General features: G+C 74.7%; 18 protein-coding genes and 4 pseudogenes. 12 read left to right on the top strand and 10 right to left on the bottom strand.

Annotation, left to right across the window (positions count from 1 at the left end; all coding sequences use genetic code 11):
- Positions 1-20: 20 nt before the first annotated feature.
- Positions 21-953 (bottom strand): hypothetical protein, encoded by a 933-nt coding sequence (locus QA802_RS01745; protein WP_334517593.1) that lies wholly within the window; start codon positions 951-953, stop codon positions 21-23.
- Positions 954-1,431: 478 nt separating this feature from the next.
- Between QA802_RS01745 and QA802_RS01740 the strand changes: the two genes are divergently transcribed.
- Positions 1,432-2,178: a phosphotransferase family protein gene (locus QA802_RS01740; protein ID WP_334517592.1), complete on the top strand. Its 747-nt coding sequence runs from the start codon at positions 1,432-1,434 to the stop codon at positions 2,176-2,178.
- Positions 2,179-2,187: 9 nt separating this feature from the next.
- Here QA802_RS01740 and QA802_RS01735 read toward each other — a convergent pair whose 3' ends face one another.
- Positions 2,188-2,574, bottom strand: a complete 387-nt coding sequence (locus QA802_RS01735; RefSeq protein WP_334535198.1) for a hypothetical protein — start codon at positions 2,572-2,574, stop codon at positions 2,188-2,190.
- Between QA802_RS01735 and QA802_RS01730 the strand changes: the two are divergent.
- Positions 2,528-2,834 (top strand): annotated as a pseudogene (locus QA802_RS01730) (MFS transporter); the annotation flags it as partial. The gene QA802_RS01735 and the pseudogene QA802_RS01730 sit on opposite strands and share 47 nt — an antisense overlap.
- A 441-nt stretch (positions 2,835-3,275) precedes the next feature.
- Here QA802_RS01730 and QA802_RS01725 read toward each other — a convergent pair.
- The 4 genes and pseudogenes from QA802_RS01725 to QA802_RS01710 all read right to left on the bottom strand — a co-directional run.
- Entirely contained in the window at positions 3,276-4,466 is a 1,191-nt protein-coding gene (locus tag QA802_RS01725; protein WP_334517591.1) for an MFS transporter, read from the bottom strand.
- Between the two features lie 145 nt (positions 4,467-4,611).
- Positions 4,612-5,596: pseudogene (locus QA802_RS01720) on the bottom strand (SidA/IucD/PvdA family monooxygenase); the annotation flags it as partial.
- Positions 5,575-6,039 (bottom strand): annotated as a pseudogene (locus tag QA802_RS01715) (ABC transporter transmembrane domain-containing protein); the annotation flags it as partial. The pseudogenes QA802_RS01715 and QA802_RS01720, both read right to left, overlap by 22 nt.
- Positions 6,036-6,296 (bottom strand): annotated as a pseudogene (locus QA802_RS01710) (ABC transporter ATP-binding protein); the annotation flags it as partial. The pseudogenes QA802_RS01715 and QA802_RS01710, both read right to left, overlap by 4 nt.
- Before the next feature lie 266 nt (positions 6,297-6,562).
- On the opposite strand from QA802_RS01710, the gene QA802_RS01705 reads away from it, so the two are divergent.
- Positions 6,563-8,233 (top strand): sigma-70 family RNA polymerase sigma factor, encoded by a 1,671-nt coding sequence (locus QA802_RS01705; protein ID WP_334517590.1) that lies wholly within the window; start codon positions 6,563-6,565, stop codon positions 8,231-8,233.
- 102 nt (positions 8,234-8,335) lie between these two features.
- Here the strand turns inward: QA802_RS01705 and QA802_RS01700 are convergent, their stop codons facing one another.
- Complete coding sequence (locus QA802_RS01700; RefSeq protein WP_334517589.1) at positions 8,336-9,184, bottom strand: pectate lyase; 849 nt, start codon at positions 9,182-9,184, stop codon at positions 8,336-8,338.
- Positions 9,185-9,405: 221 nt separating this feature from the next.
- Between QA802_RS01700 and QA802_RS01695 the strand changes: the two genes are divergently transcribed.
- From QA802_RS01695 to QA802_RS01665, 7 genes are all read left to right on the top strand, one after another.
- Complete coding sequence (locus QA802_RS01695; protein WP_334517588.1) at positions 9,406-10,362, top strand: GlxA family transcriptional regulator; 957 nt, start codon at positions 9,406-9,408, stop codon at positions 10,360-10,362.
- A gap of 130 nt (positions 10,363-10,492) precedes the next feature.
- Entirely contained in the window at positions 10,493-11,491 is a 999-nt protein-coding gene (gene gap, locus QA802_RS01690; RefSeq protein WP_319171603.1) for a type I glyceraldehyde-3-phosphate dehydrogenase, read from the top strand.
- Positions 11,492-11,894: 403 nt separating this feature from the next.
- Complete coding sequence (locus tag QA802_RS01685) at positions 11,895-12,587, top strand: alpha/beta hydrolase (RefSeq protein ID WP_334517587.1); 693 nt, start codon at positions 11,895-11,897, stop codon at positions 12,585-12,587.
- Positions 12,588-12,759: 172 nt separating this feature from the next.
- On the top strand, positions 12,760-12,936 hold the full coding sequence (locus QA802_RS01680) for a hypothetical protein (RefSeq protein ID WP_319171605.1): 177 nt from the start codon (positions 12,760-12,762) through the stop codon (positions 12,934-12,936).
- Positions 12,937-13,086: 150 nt separating this feature from the next.
- Positions 13,087-13,554 carry a cell envelope biogenesis protein OmpA gene (locus QA802_RS01675; RefSeq protein WP_334517586.1) on the top strand — a complete coding sequence of 156 codons (468 nt, stop codon included), beginning with the start codon at positions 13,087-13,089 and terminating at the stop codon, positions 13,552-13,554.
- 170 nt (positions 13,555-13,724) lie between these two features.
- Positions 13,725-13,868: a hypothetical protein gene (locus tag QA802_RS01670; RefSeq protein ID WP_173985839.1), complete on the top strand. Its 144-nt coding sequence runs from the start codon at positions 13,725-13,727 to the stop codon at positions 13,866-13,868.
- A 154-nt stretch (positions 13,869-14,022) separates the two neighbouring features.
- Positions 14,023-14,856 carry a class I SAM-dependent methyltransferase gene (locus QA802_RS01665; RefSeq protein ID WP_334517585.1) on the top strand — a complete coding sequence of 278 codons (834 nt, stop codon included), beginning with the start codon at positions 14,023-14,025 and terminating at the stop codon, positions 14,854-14,856.
- 57 nt (positions 14,857-14,913) lie between these two features.
- On the opposite strand, the gene QA802_RS01660 is transcribed toward QA802_RS01665, so the two are convergent.
- From QA802_RS01660 to QA802_RS01650, 3 genes are all read right to left on the bottom strand, one after another.
- The gene (locus tag QA802_RS01660) at positions 14,914-15,249 is read right to left on the bottom strand and encodes a hypothetical protein (RefSeq protein ID WP_334517584.1); all 336 of its coding nucleotides are present in this window, start codon (positions 15,247-15,249) and stop codon (positions 14,914-14,916) included.
- Between the two features lie 136 nt (positions 15,250-15,385).
- Entirely contained in the window at positions 15,386-15,859 is a 474-nt protein-coding gene (locus tag QA802_RS01655) for an iron chaperone (protein WP_334517583.1), read from the bottom strand.
- 82 nt (positions 15,860-15,941) lie between these two features.
- The gene (locus QA802_RS01650) at positions 15,942-16,493 is read right to left on the bottom strand and encodes a pyridoxamine 5'-phosphate oxidase family protein (RefSeq protein WP_334517582.1); all 552 of its coding nucleotides are present in this window, start codon (positions 16,491-16,493) and stop codon (positions 15,942-15,944) included.
- A 235-nt stretch (positions 16,494-16,728) separates the two neighbouring features.
- Between QA802_RS01650 and QA802_RS01645 the strand changes: the two genes are divergently transcribed.
- Entirely contained in the window at positions 16,729-19,560 is a 2,832-nt protein-coding gene (locus QA802_RS01645; RefSeq protein WP_334517581.1) for an ATP-binding protein, read from the top strand.
- 102 nt (positions 19,561-19,662) lie between these two features.
- Positions 19,663-20,073, top strand: a complete 411-nt coding sequence (locus QA802_RS01640) for a RidA family protein (protein ID WP_334517580.1) — start codon at positions 19,663-19,665, stop codon at positions 20,071-20,073.
- The last annotated feature ends 74 nt before the right edge of the window (positions 20,074-20,147 follow it).

Below are 20,147 nucleotides of genomic sequence, written 5' to 3'. Positions count from 1 at the left end.
GCGCTGGGCCCCAGCCGTGCCTAGCTGTTCGGTCCGGCCAGGCGTGCCGCCTCCTTCTCGGCGTCCCGTGCCGTGCGTTCGGCCCGTTTCACGGCGTCGCCGGCCGCCCGCAGCGCTTCCTCGGCCTCCTGCCGTTCCCGGTCGGCTCTCGCCAGCTCCTCGTCCGCCCGGCGCAGCTCCTCCTCGGCCGTGGCACGCCGTCGCGCGGCCTGATCGTGGCGGTCGCGGGCCTGCTGGAGCGCCGGCGCGGCGTCCGCCCGGGCGGCACTCAGGTCGTGCAGCAGGCGCCCGGCCTCCTCGGCCGCCCGCCGGGCCGCGTCGAGCTGCTCCTGACGCCGTCGGCGCCGCTCGGCGAGCTCGTCCTTCTTCCGTGCGTGCGACGACGGGCGCGGCGCCTCCACCCGGGCCCGCTCGGTCCGGCCGCCCGCCGCCGTGTCGGCCGAGCGGGCCGGAAAGTCGGTGGGCGGGGTGAGGGCGCTCTCCAGGCGACCCGCCGCCCAGCGGTCCGCCGCGTCCTGGTCGGCGAGGACGGCGCGCAGGGTGGCGTCGACGTCCTGCCGGGCCGCGTCCGACAACCGGTGCCCGGCCTCGTGCGCCAGCTCGGCTGCCTGCCGGGACAGCGCCGAGACGATGCCGCGGCGCTGCTCGGACAGCTCCTTGACGCCGTCGGCGTCCAGCGTGCGGTAGGCCTCGCGCAGCGCCCGCCCCAGTTCGAGGAACCGGCGGCACTCCTGCGGCTGGGCGCGCAGCAGCAGGTTCGCCGCCCAGGCCGCCGGCGTCGGGCGGCGGGCAGCCCGAATCCGGCGGGCGTCGGCCGCCCGCCCGTCGGACCGGGCCGCGAAGGCCTCCTGTTCGCGCCGGGAGACGAAATCGGACGGCGGCGTGGCGTAGAGGGCGTCGAGCACGTGCTCCACGCCGTCCTCCTCGACCGGTCCCACCCGCTTGCCTGCCATGATCGTCAGCTTCCCCCCGACCGGCCCGCCGCGCACCCCGGCCGCCGCGCATTCCTCCCGCCGTGCAGCCCGTCCCGCCGCGCATTCCTCCCGCCGTGCAGCCCGTCCCGCCGTGCGTCCCGTTCCGTCGCGCGCCCCCTCCCGCCTGTCCGCGCATGCGGCACCGCGTGTCCGGGCGCAGACTGAGGTGATGACTGGCATGTACACCAAGCGGCGGGCGGGGACGTCGGCGGGCCAGGGCGTGCCCTCGCCTTCGGTGGCTCTCGCGGCCATGATGTTCGCGGTGGCGATGACGTTCATCTACTGGTGAAGAGGCAGTGTTCTGGTAGTGCGCTATTCAGCGGCTCTGAGGACTGCTCGACCTGGTCTGAGGTCGGTGTCGTGCACGAGGCCGCCGGTAGAGGGATGCGGCCAGCCACGTAATCGCACGCGATGAACCCGGCGACGTCGGCGATCAGCCCCGGGATACTGGTCGCCCATGGATGAGATCGAAGTCGTCGTCGCCCATTCCGAGCGTGCGACTCTGCGCGTCGGCGACGTGTTCTTGAAGGTGGACGCCGATCAGGCGCGCATCGACGTCGAGGTCGAGGCGATGTCCCTCGCGCCGGTCCCGACCCCGGAGGTCCTGTGGCGCAAGCCGCCCGTGCTTGCGGTCGCCGCACTCCCGGGGACGACGCTTGGGCGCCTCGGCGGGCCGTCGACAGGGTCGCCGGCGGCGTGGGCCGCGGCGGGCGCCGTCATCCGGAAGCTGCACGACGCGCCGCTGCCGCCCCGGCCGGGCGGGGCCGGCCGGAGCATCGCCGCGCTGGCGACGGAACTCGACGACGAGTGCGAGTTGCTCGTGACGAACGGCATCCTGCCCGCCGACCTGGTCACCCGCAACCGCCTGGTCGCCGAGGCCGCGCTCCGGCCGTGGACTCCGTCGTTCACGCACGGCGACCTGCAGATCGCGCACGTCTTCGTCGACGGCGACGAGGTCACGGGCATGATCGACTGGTCCGAGGCGGGCCAGGGCGATGCCCTGTACGACCTCGCCACCTTCACGCTCGGACACGAGGAGCACCTTGACGACGTCATCGCCGGCTACGGCACTGACATCGACCTCGATGTGATCCACGCGTGGTGGTCGTTGCGAAGCCTGCTGGCGGTTCGTTGGCTGGTCGAGCACGGTTTCGACCCGTTCGCGCCAGGTTGCGAGGTCGACGTGCTGCGATCCCGGATGTGAGGCTGCGCCCTACTGCTGCGACATTTTGTTCTGAGTCGCGAGAGCCGCGAGGTAGCCAGCCCAGCTGTCTTGGGCCAAAGCCGCCCACTGCGTGGCGGTGTTCCTGTGGATTCCGAACAGGTCGCACATGATGATCGGCGGAAGTTCACCGGCCATGCCGAACAAGGCCGTGTTGCGGGCCGCGCGGGTGGGCAGACCGTGCTTCGCGAGCTGCGCCGACAGGCCACCAGGGCTTCGTGGGCGGCCGGCGAGACGGCCCGGGAGAAGAAGCTCCTGGTGCTCGCTGTCGGGCAGGGCTCCCACCGCCGAGTGTCTCCGGCCTTCAGCGATCTGTCGTTCGATGAGACGAGCCAGCGTCGGCCTGGCGCTCTTCAGCACGCTGCCGACCCACGCCATGACCGACAACGTGCGGGACACCCTCGAATCGCGCGGGGGTGCCGTCCGGGGCGGCGGGCGACGCGGCGCGCGGAGTCGCGGAAGCGGTGACCGGCAACGCCGACAACCGGCAGCCCAGTGGGGACGGGCCGGTCGCGAACACGGTGCGCGAGTCGATGTCCGCGATCCGCATGGACTTCGCCCAGGCCAACCAGTGGGTGTTCTACGGGAGGGCCGTCGCCCTGGGGATCGGCTTCCTGTGCGCGAGCCGGCACCCGGGCGGCGCGGCACAGCCCGAAATGGCGCCGCAGGAGCCGCTGGTACGGCGTCGAGAACGCAAGGCGGACAACGCAGGGCGGACAACGCAGGGCGGACAACGCAGGGCGGAGAGCACGGGCCGGGCCGTACGGGCCGGGCCGTACGGACCGGGCCGGGGAAGCCGTGAGAAGCCGCCCCGGCCGCGCTGTCAGCGGCTGCGCAGGGCGCTGGTGGTGAAGAATCCCGTGGCCGCGGCGCTGACCAGGGCGCAGACGGCGAGAAGAGCGGTACGTCGCATCGAAGGGCCTTTCCCGTGATGACGTGAAGACGAATGGGGTCTGCACAACGCGGATCCGCCCCGTCCCGCTTCGCCGCGGGGCCGAACCCACCCGTACGGACGCGCCCAGGCGGGCACGCGGCGCGCGGGCGACGTCGAACCCCGCCGTCCGGTCAGCCGTTCGCGGTCAGCGATTCGCCGGCACCGGTCGCCGCAGCAGGTAGGCCGCAGCCAGCGAGACGAGGCCGGCCATGCAGGCGATGAACACCAGGCCGGCGCCCTCGAGTCCGAGGGGACCGACCAGCACGCCCACACCGATCACCGGCACCGAGATGCCCGTGTAGGCCACCACGAAGAGCGTCGAGATCACCGCCGCGCGCTGCTCCGGCGGGGACGCCGCGGCCACCGCGGACAGCGAGCCGCGGAACGTCATCCCCTGACCGGTCCCGCCGACGACCGCACTGAGCACGACCAGCGCGAGCAGGTCCCAGGCCAGCGCGCCAGCGAGCAGCGCGAGGCCGGCCAGGAGCACGGCGCAGCCCAGCGGCAGCGACCGCGCGACGCCGAGGCGGCCGACGGCCGTCTGCCCGGCGATGGAGGCGAAGAAGGCCAGCGCGACGACGAGCCCGCTCACCGCATGGTTGCCGACGTCCAGTGACCGGGCGAGGAACGCCGGGCTGATCGAGGTGAACACGCCGAACAGGGCGAACCCGGCGAAGGAGGCGGCGGCCGCGGGCCCGAACACCGTCCGCACCCGCGGGGGCAGCCCGGGCCGCTGCGGACGCACCGCGCCGACCGGTCCCCGGTCCGCCACGGTCTCCGGAAGGAGCGCGAGCACGGCGGCCGAGCCGGCGATCAGGACGAGGTGCACGGCGAACGGCAGGTACAGCGGCCCGTCCGCGTACTGCGCGAGCACCCCGGCCAGCAGCGGACCGCAGCCGAGGCCGCCCATGTTGGCGGCCGTCGCCACGAGGGTGGCCCGGGTGGCGCCGCCCGGCGGGGCGAGGTCCATCACGTACGCCGTGGCGGCCCCGGTGCACAGTCCGGCCGACAGTCCCGACAGCAGCCGCCCCGCGTACAGCCAGCTCAGCCCGGTGGCGCACAGGAAGCAGACGGCGCTCGCGGCCGCGAAGCCCAGGGCCCACAGCAGCACCGGACGTCTGCCGACGGTGTCCGAGGCGTTGCCCGCCAGCAGCAGGATCCCGATGACGCCGAAGGCGTACACGGCGTACACGACGGTGACCGTCAGCTCGGAGAAGCCGAATTTCTCCTGGTAGAGGCCGTAGAGAGGGGTCGGCAGCGTGGTGCCGGCCATGCACACGGCGAACACGGCGCCGCCGAGCAGACACGGGAGCCGGCCTCGGCGTTCACGGTCCATGCCGGCGACAGTAACGCCGTGCGCCGCGCCGGCGACCGACCGGCGCGCACCGGCGCGGTCAGTCTCGGGGGTGGCTCGGGGGCGGCTCCGTCGAGGTGTCAGCCGGGGTGTCCGCGGTCCTGTCCGACGACGTACCGCACGGTTCTCACCGATGCGCCGAACTGTCCGCCGGGGCGGTCCGCCGGGCGGCGTGGCGGGCGAGGAGCGAGCTGAGGATCTCCCCGGCGCGGACGGCGGTGGTGGACAGCAGTGTCGAGGTCAGTCCGTGGCTGTGCTCGGTGCCGCCCTGGAGGTAGACGTCCGCGGACACGTGGGCGGCGGTCTCGACCCGGTGGTCGCGGCCGACGAGCAGCGCGTCCTCCTCGTCGCGCAGGCAGACCTTGGCGATCTCGCCGAGGTTCTCGCCCAGGCCGCGCGGCTGGTAACCGGTGGCGTACACGAGCAGGTCCGAGTCGAGCACCGCCTCCTCGCCGGTGGGCAGGAACTCCACGGTGACCCGCACCCCGTCCGCAGCCGGGGCGACCTCGCGCAGCCGGGAGACGTTGAGCATCCGGATCCGCTGCCTGCCCTGCACCTTCTCCCGGTACATGGTCCGGGAACAGGGACTCGATCAAGTCCATGTCCACCACGGAGTAGTTGGTGCTGCGGTGGTAGTCGTGCAGCGACTGCTTCACCGCGGACGGCGCCCCGTAGTAGACGTCGACGGCCTCCGGGTCGAAGATCCGGTTGGCGAACGGGCTGTCGTCCGCGGGGGTGTAGCCGTACTTGGCGAAGACGGAGCAGATCTCGGCCTCGGGGAAGCTGCGGTGGAGGTAGTCGACGGCTTCGGCGGCGCTCTGGCCCGCGCCGAGCACGACGGCACGGCGCACCGGCCCGCCGGAGCGCGCCAGTTGTTCGACGCGGGGCAGCAACTCACTGGTGTGCCAGACCCGTTCGGAGGGTGCGATGCCCGGCGGCAGGTGCGGTTCCAGGCCGGTGGCGACACAGAGGGTGCGGGTGCGGCGGACCGTCGGCGCGCCCGGAGCGGCAGGGTCGTGGGAGGCGACGTCGAACGCGCGTACCTCGCCGTCCTCGACGACCGGCAGCACGGACATGACCTCGGCGGAGTACTCGACGAGGTGAGTGACACGTCTGCGGTGACGCGGGCGGTGAGGTCGCCGGCGCCGGCCTTCTCGACCCGCTCCAGCGGCAGGTCCAGGGCCCGTTCGACGAACCGCTCGCGCAACCGGGCCAGCGTCGTCTCGCCGAGCCGGGAGATCAGCGAGAGACCCAGCCCGGTCGCTACGCCCTGCACGACGGCGACGGCGGCGAGCAGCGCCGCGGTGACGGTGATGGCGTTCGCGGAGCCGCGGTCGGCGGCGAGGTCCACGATCCGGCCCAGCAGCGGCTGCACGAGCAGTCCGACGGCGGTCGCGGCCACCATCACGGCGAGCGCGGCCAGGGCCAGTCGTCGCTGTGGCCGCAGGAGTGCCACGACGGCCGCGCGGGTGCGGGCGGGCGAGGCGACGGGCAGCAGCGCGGGCGCGTCCGCCGCCGTCCCGGGCCGGTCGGGGGCCGCCGGGGAACCGGTCATGACAGGACCGCCGTCCGGTAGGGGGCGCAGGCGCGCACGAGCTGGTCGTGGCCGCCGCTCGCGGCGAGCCGGCCGCCGTCGAGGAGGACGACCCGGTCGGTGACGGCGAGCAGGGCGGCGCTGTTGGTGACCAGCACGGTGGTGCGGCCCGCGCGGATCTCCCTGATGCCGCCGGCGATGCGGACCTCCGTGACGGCGTCGACGGCCGTCGTGGGCTCGTGCAGGACGAGGACCGGCGCGTCGGCGGCGAGCGCCCTTCATTTCACCGTCGGTGCCAGCACCCTTCGCCGGTCAATCGCCCGGCTGCCCGCCCGTTGCGTCCCACCGTCCGTTTCCGGTGAGTTCGCCATGTTTTCTCCGTCGCGCTTCGGTGCGCCGGTGTGACCGCGTCCATTGCGCCGACGCCGCCACAGCGGCGACTCTCTCCTCGCACGTTTTTACGAGGAACTGTTATCCGGTGCTCCCGCGGTGATCCCCGAAGCGAGGGACAGCATCGTTCGGAGTCGAGGACAGGGAAGCAGCAATGAGCGAACGGCACACGGTGGACGCGACAGAGCTGGTGAGGGCCGCCCGGGCGGGCGACCAGGCGGCTCAGGACGCGCTCGTCGGCGCCTACCTCCCGCTGGTCTACAACATCGTGGGCCGGGCGTTGAACGGGTCGGTGGACGTGGACGACGTCGTGCAGGACACCATGCTGCGCGCCCTCGACTCGCTGAGCACGCTCAGGTCGCCCGAGAGCTTCCGCTCCTGGCTGGTGGCCATCGCGATGAACCAGGTCCGCGCGCACTTCAACCGTCTCCAGCCCGCGCAGGGCGGCATGGAGGAGGCCGACGAGGTGGCCGATCCGGGCGCCGACTTCGTGGACCTGACCATCGTCCAGCTGCAGTTGTCCGGCCAGCGGCAGGAGACCGCGCGCGCCACACGCTGGCTGGAGCCCGACGACCGCGGCCTGCTGTCCCTGTGGTGGCTGGAGTGCGCGGGCGAGCTGACCCGCGCCGAGATCGCCGACGCCCTGACACTGACACCGCAGCACACGGCCGTGCGCGTGCAGCGGATGAAGGCGCAGCTGGAGGCGGCACGGGTCGTGGTGCGGGCGCTGGACGCGCAGCCGCCGTGCCCGGAGCTGCGGGACGCGCTCGCGGGCTTCGACGGCCGGCCCTCGGCGCTGTGGCGCAAGCGCATAGCCCGCCACGCCCGCGGCTGCGCCCGGTGCTCGGGCCTGTGGAGCGGACTGCTGCCCGCGGAGGGCCTGCTGGCCGGGCTGGCGCTGGTCGCGGTGTCGTCCGCGCTCCTGGCGAGGACGCCCGGCGCCGCCGACACCGTCGCCCTGGCCGTCTCGGCCACCTCCCCGTCCGCGAACGGGGGCGGGGACGGGGACGGGGACCCCACCGTGATCACGCGGACGGGGCGCCGCGCCGGGGATCGCACCGTCTCCCGCACGGCGGCTCGCCGCCGCCGGCGCACACGGCGGCGCGTGGTCGGCGGAGCGGTGGTGGCCGCGTGCGTGGCGGGCGGCGGGCTCTACTACTTCGGGGCGCAAACGGACCCGGGGTCGGGGGAGAGCACCGCGGTGCAGCCCGCGAACGACGCCCTCGCCGCCGACCGGCCCTCCCCGGACGCCGGCGCCGCGAGTGCGTCGCCTTCGCCGTCCCCGTCGGTCTCGGCCTCGCCGTCGGCGTCGAAGTCACCGACCGCGAGCACCTCGCCGAGCGCCAGGGCCTCCCGCAGCGCCCCGGCCAAGACGCCGGCGAAGCCGGCCGCCGGCGCGCGGCGGTCCGCCTCGAAGGCGCCACTCCCGCAGTCGGGGCCGTCCGACCGCGAGAGTCAGGTGATCGCCCTGGTCAACAAGGAACGGGCGGCCGCGGGCTGCGGTCCCCTCACGGGCGACCCGCTGCTGCGCAAGTCCGCCCAGGGGCACTCCGACGACATGGCCGCCCGCGACTTCTTCGACCACACCAACCCCGACGGCGCCGACCCCGGCGTGCGCATCACGGCCGCCGGCTACCGCTGGTCCACCTACGGCGAGAACATCGCCATGGGGCAGCAGACGGCCGAGTCGGTGATGACGTCCTGGATGAACAGTCCCGGCCACCGCGCCAACATCCTCAACTGCGACTTCAAGAACATCGGCGTGGGCATCCACGACGGCGCCGGCGGCCCGTGGTGGACGCAGAACTTCGGCGCCAAGCGGTGACCCGGTGACCCGGTGACCCGGTGACCCGGTGACCCGGTGACCCGGTGACCCGGTGACCCGGTGACGGGGTGTCCGGGTGTCCGGCGGGCCGTGACCGCGTGCTCACCGGAAGGTGACGTCGGACTCCTCGAAGAGGCAGTTCACCCCGTCGGGCCCGGCACCGAGCCTCACCGGCTCGCCGCCGGTCGCCCCCGCGAACTTCTGGCAGGGCACGACGTCCCGGCCCGGGTCGCCGACCACGGTGACGCCGCTCAGCCGGGCGGTGTCACCGAAGTCGCTGTTGATGCCCACGAGTTGGCCGCCGGGGGCGGTGGCCGTGACGTTCTCCAGCACCACGTCCCGCCGGAACCGCTCACCGCAGTCGCCGCAGGAGCGCACCAGTTCCCCGAAGCCGGCCACGGCGAAGTCGCGCACGGTCAACGTGCCCGCCCCGTCGAACCGGAACACCGTGCCCGCCGCGTCCGCGGCACCGCCGCCGCTGACGGTGTACACGGCGTCCGCGGACCTGCCGAGGAAGGCGGCCGCGCCCTCGCCGACGTCCTCCCAGAACACGTTCTCCAGGGTGCAGCTGCCCAGGCAGCGGACACCGTCGGCGGCGGGAGCGCCCAGGATGACGTTCTTCAGGACGGCGCCGTCCGCCAGTTCGAACAGCGGTGCCCGGCCCGCCTGTCGACCCCCGCCGCCCAGCGCGCCCGCCCCGGTGAACCGGGTCCGCGCACCGTCGAGGACGCCGGTGACCCGCCGGGTCGCCGTCAGCCGCACCTCGCCCGCGGCCCGCGGAACGGCGAGGACGTGGGCGCCCGCCCCACCGGTCGCCGTCCCCTGCTCTCCGCCCGCGAGGGCGACCTGGGCCGCCAGCGTGACCGCGAGGACGCCGGCCGCCGCGCCGACGATCAGCGGGGTCCGGTTCTGACGCCTGCGGTGACCGGAGTGGGGAGAATGAACTGTCACGTGAGCACCGCGCCTTTCCACGAACCGTCAAAGAGGCATACGCGCACGGCCGTGAGCGTGTTCACCCCCCCCGGTCCGCCACCGCTCGCCCCACCGCGGAGCCCACCGCGACGCCCACCGCGACGCCCGCCGTGACACCCCCGCGACGCCCCGTGAGGCCGTCCGACACCCCGGGCGGCGCGACGGACGCGCGCGTGCGCCCGCCCCGTACCCTGGGCCGAATGTCGTCCTCCCGCCTCCGGCGCGTCGCCGTCCTCGTGCTCGACGGAGCGAAGCCCCTCGACGTCGGCATCCCGGCGCAGGTGTTCACGACCCGCGCGAGCATGCCGTACGAGGTCCGGGTCTGCGGCGCCGCGCCCGGCCCGGTGAGCGGCGGCGACGGACTGTCGTACCACGTCGCCCACGGCCTGGAGGCGCTGCAGTGGGCCGACGTCGTCTTCCTCCCCGGCTACCGCTTTCCGGACCGCGAGGACCCGCCGCAGGCCGTCGTGCGCGCCCTGATCGCCGCCCATGCCCGGGGCGCCCGGCTCGCCGCCATCTCCACCGGCGCCTTCGCGCTCGCCGCCACCGGCCTGCTCGACGGCCGGCGCGCCACGACGCACTGGCACTACGCCCGGGCCCTCGCGGCGAGGCACCCGCGGGTCCGGGTCGACGAGAACGTCCTCTTCGTCGACGAGGGCAGTGTGCTCACCTCGGCCGGCGCCGCCTCCGGCATCGACCTCTGCCTGCACGTCCTGCGCCGCGACCTCGGGGTGGCCGCCGCCAACCACGCGGCCCGCCGCCTGGTCGCGGCCCCCTACCGCAGCGGCGGCCAGGCGCAGTACGTGCCGCGCAGCGTGCCGGAGCCGCTGGGGGAGCGGTTCGCCGCCACCCGCGAGTGGGCCCTGCACCGGCTGGACGAACCCCTGACCCTGGCGGCGATGGCCCGGCACGCGGCGGTCTCCGAGCGCACCTTCTCGCGGCGCTTCGTCGAGGACACCGGATACACGCCCATGCAGTGGATCATGCGCGCCCGTATCGACGCCGCCCGCGAGCTGCTCGAGCGCTCCGAGCGCGGCGTCGAGCAGATCGCGAACGACGTCGGGCTCGGCACCGGCGCGAACCTGCGGACGCACTTCCAGCAGATCCTCGGCACCACGCCGAGCGAGTACCGGCGCACCTTCACCCGGGGCGAGTGACCGTGAGCCGAGCCGTCCGTCCGCACGGTGCCGTAGGGTGGCGGGATCCTTTCGAACCATGGCGCGCACGCCGTGGCCGACCCCGCCCGCCCCGCGCGAGGCTGGGTGACGAACCGAAGGGACACCACTCATGACTCGCATCGCCGTCAACGGATTCGGCCGCATCGGACGCAACGTGCTGCGTGCGCTCCTCGAACGCGACAGCGACCTCGAGATCGTCGCCGTCAACGACCTCACCGAGCCCACCGCCCTCGCGCGGCTGCTGGCCTTCGACTCCACGTCCGGCCGGCTCGGCCGCCCGGTCACCGTCGAGGACGGCGCCCTCGTCGTCGACGGCCGCCGCATCAAGGTGCTCGCCGAACGCGAGCCGGCGCAGCTGCCGTGGGCCGAGCTCGACGTCGACATCGTGCTGGAGGCGACCGGCCGCTTCACCTCCGCCAAGGCCGCCCGCGCCCACCTCGACGCGGGCGCCCGCAAGGTGCTCGTCAGCGCGCCCTCCGACGGTGCCGACGTCACCCTCGCCTACGGCGTCAACACCGACGCCTACGACCCCGAGCTGCACACCATCGTCTCGAACGCGTCCTGCACCACCAACGCGCTCGCGCCGCTGGCCGCCGTCCTCGACGGTCTCGCCGGGATCGAGCACGGCTTCATGACGACCGTGCACGCCTACACGCAGGAGCAGAACCTCCAGGACGGCCCGCACCGCGACCCGCGCCGGGCCCGTGCCGCCGGCGTCAACATCGTCCCGACCACGACGGGCGCCGCCAAGGCGATCGGCCTCGTGCTGCCGAACCTCGACGGCAGGCTGTCCGGCGACTCGATCCGGGTGCCGGTCCCGGTGGGATCGATCGTCGAGCTGAACACGACCGTCGCCCGCGAGGTGACGCGCGACGAGGTGCTGGCCGCCTACCGCACGGCGGCCGAGGGTCCGCTCGCCGGCGTCCTCGAGTACTCCGAGGACGCGCTGGTGTCGTCCGACATCACCGGCAACCCGGCGTCGTCGATCTTCGACTCGGCCCTCACCCGCGTCGACGGCCGGCACGTCAAGGTGGTCGCCTGGTACGACAACGAGTGGGGGTTCTCGAACCGCGTCATCGACACCCTCGAACTCCTCGCCGCCCGCTGACCCGACCCGCGACGGCCGGGCCCGGTCGTCGCCCGGCTTGTGCTGCGCCGGGCGGACGGCGGTCGCCCGCCCGACGGGATCCGCCCCGTGACGCGCCGCGGCGGCCCGCACCCGGGAGCGGGCCAGGGCCGGCGGCGCTCTCGGCGGGAGCGGGACATCCGGGGCCGGGCAGCCCTCCGTCCGTCGGGGTGAGCCGCGCGCCTGCGGACCCGGGCTGTCTCTGACATCCTCGGCCGTGGCCGCCGGACCGGCCGGGAGGTGTCCCGGGCCGTCCGCGACGGTCCGGGACGGTCCGGGGCGAGCTGCGGGAGGCGGCGTGGCAGTGGGCGACAGGGGAGCGGGCGCAAGAGGAGCGGGCGCAAGAGGAGCGGGCGCAAGAGGAGCGGGCGCCAGGGAGACGGCTGTGGCGGCCGGGGCCGCGCTGGTGGTGCGGCGCCGGCCGACGGCGCCGGCCGGGGCCGCGGTCCTGGTCCTGCACGGCGGCCGGGAGCACAGCCGCAGGGCCTCGAGGGCCTGGCACCCGGCCGCCCTGCGCATGCGCCCGCTCGTGCGGGCCGCGGTCGCCTCGACGGACCGCCGGGACGTCCTCGTCGGCGAGGTGCGCTACCGCTATCAGGGGTGGAACGCCACCGCGGACCCGGTGGACGACGCCGCACGGGCCCTCGACGAGCTGCGGCGCCTCGCCGGTGAGGTGCCCGTGATCCTGGTCGGTCACTCGATGGGGGGCCGGGCCGCGCTGCGCGCGGCAGCCGACCCGGCGGTGCGCGGTGTGCTGGCCCTGGCGCCGTGGTGTCCACCCGGCGAACCCGCCGCCCACCTCGCCGAGACGCGCGTCGTCGTCCTGCACGGCGACCGTGACCGGGTCACCGACCCCGCGGCGTCCGCGGAGTACGTGCGGCGCGCCCGGCAGGCCGACGCGCAGGCCGGTCTCGTCCTCGTCCGCGGGGGTGACCACGCGATGCTCCGGCGCGGCGGCCACTGGCACCGCGCCACGGCTGCCGTCGTCGCGCAACTGCTGCGGGCGCAGTCGGCGCCCGGCTCCCCGGCAGGCCTCGCCGGCCGGGCCTGCGCGGCGCGGGACCCCCTGCTCTGGTGACGCCGGACGCTCCGTCGCGCCCCGAGCCGCACCGCCCACCACAGGCCCCGTGTCGCGCGCACCGCGTCGCGTCGGGGACAATACGATGATGTCGCCGTTCGGCGGTTCCGCTGCCGGGCCGTCAGGCGATTGCCCCCAAGCGCCGGTTCGACCCGAAAGAAGAGCCTCCTCGGTGACCCCCCTTTTCGAAGACACCCCGATCTACCACCGTCTCGTCAGCGAACGAGGTGATGTGCCCGCGCAGGTGCGCGGCGAGGCCGAACGCATCCGCCGCGACCTCGACCGGGTCATGAGCGCGCCGTCCTCCTTCACGCCGGGCCTGCCCGCGCCGCGGGGGTTCTTCTCCTGACGCCGTGAGGATCCGTCAGACGCCAGGAAGGCGACGGCGCTTGAGGAACGGCCCGTTGTCAGTGGTGTGATGAAGGATGCCTCCGCAGAGAGATCAACTCCGGCTCGGCCGGGTAGGCGGTCTCCAGTCCCCGTCCAGGAAAGGTCACCGATGATGTCGACCACCGCCGATCGCGGGCCAGCCGCGGCACGACCTCTGCCCCTCCCGGACGAGCGCAGTACGGGGTCCGTCGTACGGAAGGCTCCCTCCCGCCCCGCGGAGCCGCTGAGCCGCGCCGGAGCCGACGTCCTGCGCATCGTCGCCGATCCCCGCACCCCCGTCTTCGTCACAGAGCACGCGAACGGCCGGCGCACCTACGGCTACTGGCGGCCGCTGGACGCCGGAAGCGGCCGGGGAGGCTGCTATGTCGCCCTGTCCCGCGCCGAATGCGACGCGCTGCACGCCGCCGGACGCATCATCCTCGGCGAGCCCGTCGCCGACCCGGCGAAGACGACCTACCGGGTCCGGCCGGCCCGCACCGCCCCCGCGACCGCACGGACCCCGTCCGCGCCCGCCCGCACCCCGGCCGGCAAGGTGACGCGAGGCCTGAGCGTGGCGCCCGCGGCGCGGTGTGCGTGAACCCGCGACCGGCCGGCCTGTTCGACCCGTTCGGGGGTAGGACTGAGCCGAGAGACCGAGCCGAGAGACCGAGCCGAGAGACCGAGCCGAGAGACCGAGCCGAGAGACCGAGCCGAGAGACCGAGCCGAGAAGACGTGACGACGTCGACGGACCCCACGGGAGCACAGCGATGAGCCTCATCCAGCGCATCAAGACGTTCGCGCGCAGCCCTCAGGGGCAGCGCACGATCGAGCAGGCACGGCGTGCCGCGGCCGACCCGCGCCGCCGCGCCCAGGCACGCGGCCTCCTGGCCCGGCTGCGCGGCCGCCGCTGAAGCCCCCTCATGGCCGGGCCGGACGACGTCACTCCCTACCCCGAAGCCCCCGCGCCCCGCGGTGACCGCCCGACGGCGCGCGGCGGACGCCCGTGCACGCGGGAACTGCCGCCGACGGCGGCAGAAGGCGACTACGGTCCGATGGAGGGATGCGATGCCTGACGGGTGGGAGTGGGACAGCTCCCTGTTCCGGGGAAGCGCGGCCTACTACGAGCGGGGCCGGCTCCCGTACGCTCCGGGCTTCGCCGAGACCGTCGCCGACGCCCTCGGTCTGGACGGCCGGGGCAGACTCCTCGACGTGGGCTGCGGCCCGGGCATCGTGCTGATCGCCCTCGCGCCCTACTTCGCCGAGGCCGTGGGCGTCGACCCGGACGAGGCCATGCTGGCCGCGGCCCGACGCCGGGCCGTACGTCACGGCGTCGCCGCCCGCTGGACGGCAGCCCGCGCCGAAGATCTGCCGGCGGGGCTGGGGGAGTTCCGGGCGGTGGTGTTCGCCCAGTCCTTCCACTGGACCGACCGGGACAGTGTCGCCGCCACGGTGCTGCGGATGCTGGAGCCGGGAGGCGTCTTCGTCCACGTCAGCGACCACCAGAACCCGCCTCCCGATCCGAGGCCGCTGCCGTCGCCCGCGCCCCCGTACGACCGCATCGGCGCCCTCGTGCGCCGCTATGTGGGCCCCGTGCGCCGCGCGGGACGCGGAGTGCTCGTGAACGGAACGCCGGGCCGGGAGGACCTCGTCATGGCCCGGGCCGGGTTCGTGGACTTCCGGCGACATGTCGTGCCGGCCGGGGGAGTGGTCGAGCGCACCGCGGACGACCTCGTGGCGTGGGCGTTCTCCCGCTCCGACTCCGCGCCGCATCTGTTCGGCGACCGGCTGGGGGACTTCGAGCGGGAGCTGCGCGCGCTGCTGCGGGAGGAAGCGCCCGACGACCGCTTCGCCGAGCGCCTTCCGCCCACCGAGGTCATGACCTGGCGGACACCCCGCTGACCCGGCCGGCGAACGGTGGGCGGCGGGCCGCGCGCACAGTGCCCGGGCACGTCCGGTTCACTCCGGGAACGCCACCGCGTCCTTCTGCAGACGCACGACCGCCAGCAGGCTCAGGCCCGGTTCCGCCTTGCGCAGCGCCCTCACCGCCGAGATCGAGCCGATGTCGCCGGTGAAACCGGCCGAGGCCAGCCGGGAGCGGACCCAACGGGCACGCAGCTGACCGTCGGTGGCGGCGGCGGTGGACTCGACCAGGGCGGCGGCGCGTTCCAGACCGGGGCGCTCCTCGGGCGAGGCCTCGGCCAACGCCTGCCGAAGGGCGGCACAGACCAAATCCGCGTCCCGGACGAGCAGTACGACGTCCTGTTTCCTGGTGAGTCCCGCGATTGCCGTCATGTCGATCATCGTGGCCGCCGTGTCCCGCTCCTGCCAAGCGACTTGAGGAGCATCAGAGGAAGACCGAGGGTGTTCAGCAGCACCCGAACGCCCACCGCGAACCCCGGCTCGGCTGCGGCAGGGCCGCCGCTTCGGTTCAGCCCGCCGCCCTCACGACGAGCTCGGTGACGCGGGTCTCGGTGGCGGCGTCCAGCTTCGTCAGGGCGTACGTCGTGGGCCACATGGTGTCGTCGTCGAGGCGCGCCTGGTCGCTGAAGCCGAGGGTGGCGTACCGGGTCTTGAACTTCTGCGCGCTCTGGAAGAAGCACACGACCTTGCCGTCCCTGGCGTAGGCGGGCATGCCGTACCAGAGCTTGGGCGCGAGGTCCGGCGCGGCCGTCCTGATGATCGTGTGCAGTCGTTCGGCGAGGACGCGGTCGGCGTCCGCCATGTCGGCGATCTTCGCCAGCACGTCCTTCTCGCCGTCCGCCTTGGCGCTGCGCGGGCTGCGGCGCGCGGTCGTCTTGAGGTCCCGGGCGTGTTCCTTCATCGCTTCGCGTTCCTCGGCCGAGAACCCGTCGAACCGCTCGGGCGCGGCGCTGCCGGCGGCGGGCTGCTGGGTGTTCGTCATCGCGGATCTCCTTGTTGGACGGTCCATCAGATCGTATGCACAGATGGGCACTTCGGGGCGGCTGAACGGCGGCACGGCGCGGTCAGGCGAGCCAGTGGCCGTCGCGCATGAGCTCGCGGCTGGACAGCTCGTCCGCCTCGCGCCAGCTCTGGATGCGGCGGGGGGTGACGCGGAACCAGCGGTAGGGCGTGGTGAGCGTGCGCGGGTCGAAGCCGGTGCGTTCGGCGAACCGGTCGGCCTGCCGGGGTGGCAGGGCGTCGATGCCGAGGACCTCGGTCTCGCCCTCGATCATGCAGACGTCCCGGGTGTGGCCGAGTGCCAGCCGGGCGGTCCGGGAGGCTGTCAGGTTCCGGCCGGTCGGGCTGTCCGCCGGGGTGGCCATGAGCAGTGTGCGGCCGTCCCAGTCGAAGGAGAGCGGCACGAGGTGGGGCACGCCGTCGGCAGAGGCGCTGGCCACCCAGACGTCGACGTCGTGGGCGAGCCGGTGCTCGGTGTCGCGGCGGCGCACCGCACGGGGGCGAGGGCCGGCGCCCGTGGTCCCGGGCAGCGGGTCCGTGGTCTTTGTGGTCTCCGTGGTCTCCCGGGACTCCGTGGTCTTTGTGGTCTCGGACGCCGGGGCGGACGATCCGGTCATGGTCGCTCCTGCGGTCGGTGGGTGGGGTGACGAGTGGCGCCGGGGTGTCCCTGCCGGGGCTCGAACGCCGTGGTCACAGCCTCTCCCGGCCGCAGTGGTCACCGCGTCCGTGCTCACCACGGAGAGCACCACGGAAAGCACCACGGACCGGCATGCGGAGAGGACTACGGAGAGGCTACGGACAGGACCCGTACCGCCCGGAGCCGCACCAGGGCGCCCCCCGGATAATGTCCCGGTGTCCACTCCAGTGATCTCGGCCCGGGAAGCAGAAGTGCTCGCGTTGCTCGGCGAGCACCTCAGCAACGCGGAGATCTCCGCGCAGTTGTTCATCTCGGTGCGCACGGTGGAGTCGCACGTCTCCGCGTTGCTGCGCAAGCTCGGGGCGTTGGACCGGCGCGCGCTGTCCCGGCGTGCGGCCGATCTCGCCCATGCCGGTCGGGCGTGCCCGGCGCCCGCACTGCCGACGCCGCTGACGGCGTTCGTGGGCCGGACGCGGGAGCGCGCCGACCTCGCCGAAGCCGTGAAGGCGCGCCGGCTGGTGACCGCAGTCGGGCCGGGCGGCGTGGGCAAGACCCGGCTCGCGCTGGCGGTCGCGGCACAGGCCGCCGGGGACTTCCCCGACGGGGTGTGGTTCGTGGATCTGGCCCCGGTCACCGATCCGGGACGGGTGGGCGCGGCGGTCGCGGCGACGGTGGGCACGGGCGAGCAGCCGGGTCGTGGCGTCGACGAGACGGTGCTCGCCGCGCTGGCGGACCACCGGGCCCTGCTGGTGCTGGACAACTGCGAGCAGGTCATCGACGGCGTGTCCCCCTTCCTGGAGCGGCTGCTGACGGCCTGTCCGGGGGTACAGGTCCTCGCGACGAGCCGGGCCCGGATGCTGGTGCCGTTCGAGTGGGCCTTCGAGGTGCCGCCGCTGTCCTGGGCGGACGGCGGGGAGTCGGACGCCGTGGCGCTGTTCGTGGAGCGGGCGGCTGCGGCCGGCCGCGCTCCGGACGCGTCGGCGCGCGAGGACGTCGCGGCGCTCTGTGCCGGCCTCGACGGGATGGCGCTGGCCATCGAGCTGGCGGCGGCGCGCTATCCCGCCCTGGGGCTGCCGGGCCTCACCGCCGGTCTCACCGACCAGTTGCTCATGCTCGCCGGAGGGCCGCGTGCGCACGACCGGCACCGGTCGGTGGGGGCGGCGCTGGACTGGAGCCACGACCTGCTCGAGCCGCGGGACCGGGCGTTGCTGCGCCGGATCTCGGTGTTCGCGGCGCCGTTCACGGCCGAGGCGGCGGCCGTGGTGGCCGCCTTCGCGCCGCTGGACGCGGCCGCGGTCGCCGACGGCCTCGGAAGGCTCGCCGAGCAGAGTCTGCTGACCGCGACGCCGTCCCCGTCGGGCGTCCGGTACCGGGCGCTGGAGACCGTCCGCCAGTACGGGACCCGGCGGCTGGCCGACGCCGACGAGCTGACGGACGTCCGCGCCCGCCACCTCGGCTGGTGCCTGACCGCCGCGTCCGACCTCGAGGACGCCCGACCGGCCGACCTGTCGGCGGAGTTCGTGGACGAGGGCCGCCGGGCACGGTTCGACGCGACGGCCGACGACCTGCGGACCGCCCTGGCCTGGGCGGCCGACCGGCCGGAGCGGCGCGAGGACGCTTGCCGCCTCGCACTGTCCCTGGCCGGTCTTGCCTTCGCCCGCACCCTGGTCGGCGAGGCCCAGCAGCGCTTCGAACAGGCGGCCGCGCTCGCCGACGCCGCGGGCGACCCGGCCGGCGCCGCTGCCGCGCTGCGCCGGGCCGCCGGGGTGGCCGGCTGCCGCCGCCTCGGCGACGACATGTTCCGCCTGCACCGTGCTGCCGCGGACGCGGCCCGCCGGGCCGGTGACACGGCGGCTGCCGGGCGTGACCTGGCGGCCGCCGCCGCCGTCGCGTACCGCTTCTCCAGCACGTTCGAACGGGTCCCCACCGCGCGGGAGGCGGCCAGCCTGCTCGCGGCGGCGCGTGAGCTGTCCCGCGACGGCGGCCCGGCGGCCGGGGCGGCGGTCGCGCTGGCCGAGGCGGCGGTGGTGGCGGACGCTTTCGGCGCGGTCCAGGGCGACACGGACAACTCCGCGCACGAGACGGTCGGACACGCCGAGCGGGCCGTGGACGCGGCCCGGCGGGCGGGCGATCCGGTGGCCGAGTCGGCGGCCCTCGACGCGCTCTCCGGCGCTCACAGCTGGGCGGGCCGCCCGTTCGCGGCGGCGGACGCGGCCCGCCACCGCATCGACGTGCTGGCCGCGGCGCCGCGCACGCCCGCCGCCGCGCACGAGCGCATGGACGCCCTCGCCATGGCGTCCGCGACCGCGCTCGGGGTGGGCGAGCTGAAGCAGGCCAGGCGGTGGGGCGAGGAGCTCGCCGGTCACCCGCTGCTGGCGGAGGCGGGTCATCACGGGGTCTCCTGGCTGCTGGTCGCGGACGCCTTCGCGGGCGCCGCCGACGACGTGCTCGCGGGCAGCGTGCGCTTCCTCGACGCGTGGGAGCGCGGCGGCCGGCCGCGGTCGTTCTCGCTCGGTCCGGCCGCCGCGTCGGTCGCGATGATCCACGGGCTGCGCGCCGATCACGAGGCCAGGGCGGCGTGGCTCGCGATCGTCGACGACGCCGGCCATGAGTCCGAGCACCGCCACGGCTACGGCGCGGTCTTCGACGCGACGGTCCTGCTCCACCGCGGGGAACCCGACGCGGCGCTGCAACGGGTGGCGCCGCCGCCGGACCGGGTGTGGAAGTGGGTCACCTGGGTCTGGCTGCACTGGTACGCGGCGGTGCGGGCCGAGGCGTCGGCGCTGGCCGGACACCCGGACGCCCGCGAGCGGATCGGGGCAGCACGCGGCACGGTCGCGGGCAACCTGGTCGCCACTGCCCAACTGGACCGTTCCGAAGCGCTGCTGGACGGCGACCGGGCGCGACTGCTCGCCGTCGCGGCGGCGTTCGACGCGGCGGGCTGCCGCTATCAGGCGGCCCGGACCCTGCTGCTCGCCGGGGACGCGCACGCGGCCGCCGGCGAGGCGGCGCTCACCGGCCTGGGCCTCGCCCCTCGCGCCGGCTGAACACCGGCCCCCGGTAAGGCCGTTCGAAAAAGGAGAGGCGGCGGGCCCCGGGCCTTTGCGAGGATGTCCGGGCTCCTCGTCCCGGGAAAGGACCCGCAGACCGTGCCTCGTGCCGTCACCCTGATCCGCTCCGCCGCCCTGTCCGACGTCGCCGAGTACGCGTATGCGGCCACGGCGCCCGCCGAATCCCGTCTGATCTTCCTCGCCGGGGCGTGCCCCCTGAACGAGGACGGCTCCACGGCGGCGGTCGGGGACTACGCGGGCCAGGCGAGCAAGGCCGTCGAGAACATGCGGACCGCGCTAGCCGCTTCGGGCGCGTCCCTCCACGACGTCATCAGCACCCGGGTGCTCGTCGCGTCGTCCCGGCAGGAGGACCTCGTGACGGCCTGGAAGGTGGTCCGGGACGCGTTCGCCGACCACGACGTCCCCAGCACCTTGATGGGCGTCACCGTCCTCGGCTACACCGACCAGCTCGTCGAGATCGAGGCCGTCGCCGCAGTCCTCGATGCCTGAGCCCCGAGGACGACCGCACCGTGCGCGTCCCACCGACCGGAGAGGCCACGGGAGGAGAGCAGGGCGCCGCACGG

It is taken from the genome of Streptomyces sp. B21-105, assembly GCF_036898465.1.
In the GTDB taxonomy this organism is placed as follows: domain Bacteria; phylum Actinomycetota; class Actinomycetes; order Streptomycetales; family Streptomycetaceae; genus Streptomyces.
This window is presented reverse-complemented; position numbering and strand designations above follow the sequence as displayed.

Excerpts from the sequence above, each read along its gene's own strand:
- QA802_RS01745 (WP_334517593.1), bottom strand. The coding sequence starts at position 953 with ATGGCAGGCAAGCGGGTGGGACCGGTCGAGGAGGACGGCGTGGAGCAC.
- QA802_RS01740 (WP_334517592.1), top strand. The coding sequence starts at position 1,432 with ATGGATGAGATCGAAGTCGTCGTCGCCCATTCCGAGCGTGCGACTCTG.
- QA802_RS01735 (WP_334535198.1), bottom strand. The coding sequence starts at position 2,574 with ATGGCGTGGGTCGGCAGCGTGCTGAAGAGCGCCAGGCCGACGCTGGCT.
- QA802_RS01725 (WP_334517591.1), bottom strand. The coding sequence starts at position 4,466 with ATGGACCGTGAACGCCGAGGCCGGCTCCCGTGTCTGCTCGGCGGCGCC.
- QA802_RS01705 (WP_334517590.1), top strand. The coding sequence starts at position 6,563 with ATGAGCGAACGGCACACGGTGGACGCGACAGAGCTGGTGAGGGCCGCC.
- QA802_RS01695 (WP_334517588.1), top strand. The coding sequence starts at position 9,406 with ATGTCGTCCTCCCGCCTCCGGCGCGTCGCCGTCCTCGTGCTCGACGGA.
- gap (WP_319171603.1), top strand. The coding sequence starts at position 10,493 with ATGACTCGCATCGCCGTCAACGGATTCGGCCGCATCGGACGCAACGTG.
- QA802_RS01675 (WP_334517586.1), top strand. The coding sequence starts at position 13,087 with ATGATGTCGACCACCGCCGATCGCGGGCCAGCCGCGGCACGACCTCTG.
- QA802_RS01670 (WP_173985839.1), top strand. The coding sequence starts at position 13,725 with ATGAGCCTCATCCAGCGCATCAAGACGTTCGCGCGCAGCCCTCAGGGG.
- QA802_RS01665 (WP_334517585.1), top strand. The coding sequence starts at position 14,023 with ATGCCTGACGGGTGGGAGTGGGACAGCTCCCTGTTCCGGGGAAGCGCG.
- QA802_RS01660 (WP_334517584.1), bottom strand. The coding sequence starts at position 15,249 with ATGACGGCAATCGCGGGACTCACCAGGAAACAGGACGTCGTACTGCTC.
- QA802_RS01655 (WP_334517583.1), bottom strand. The coding sequence starts at position 15,859 with ATGACGAACACCCAGCAGCCCGCCGCCGGCAGCGCCGCGCCCGAGCGG.
- QA802_RS01650 (WP_334517582.1), bottom strand. The coding sequence starts at position 16,493 with ATGACCGGATCGTCCGCCCCGGCGTCCGAGACCACAAAGACCACGGAG.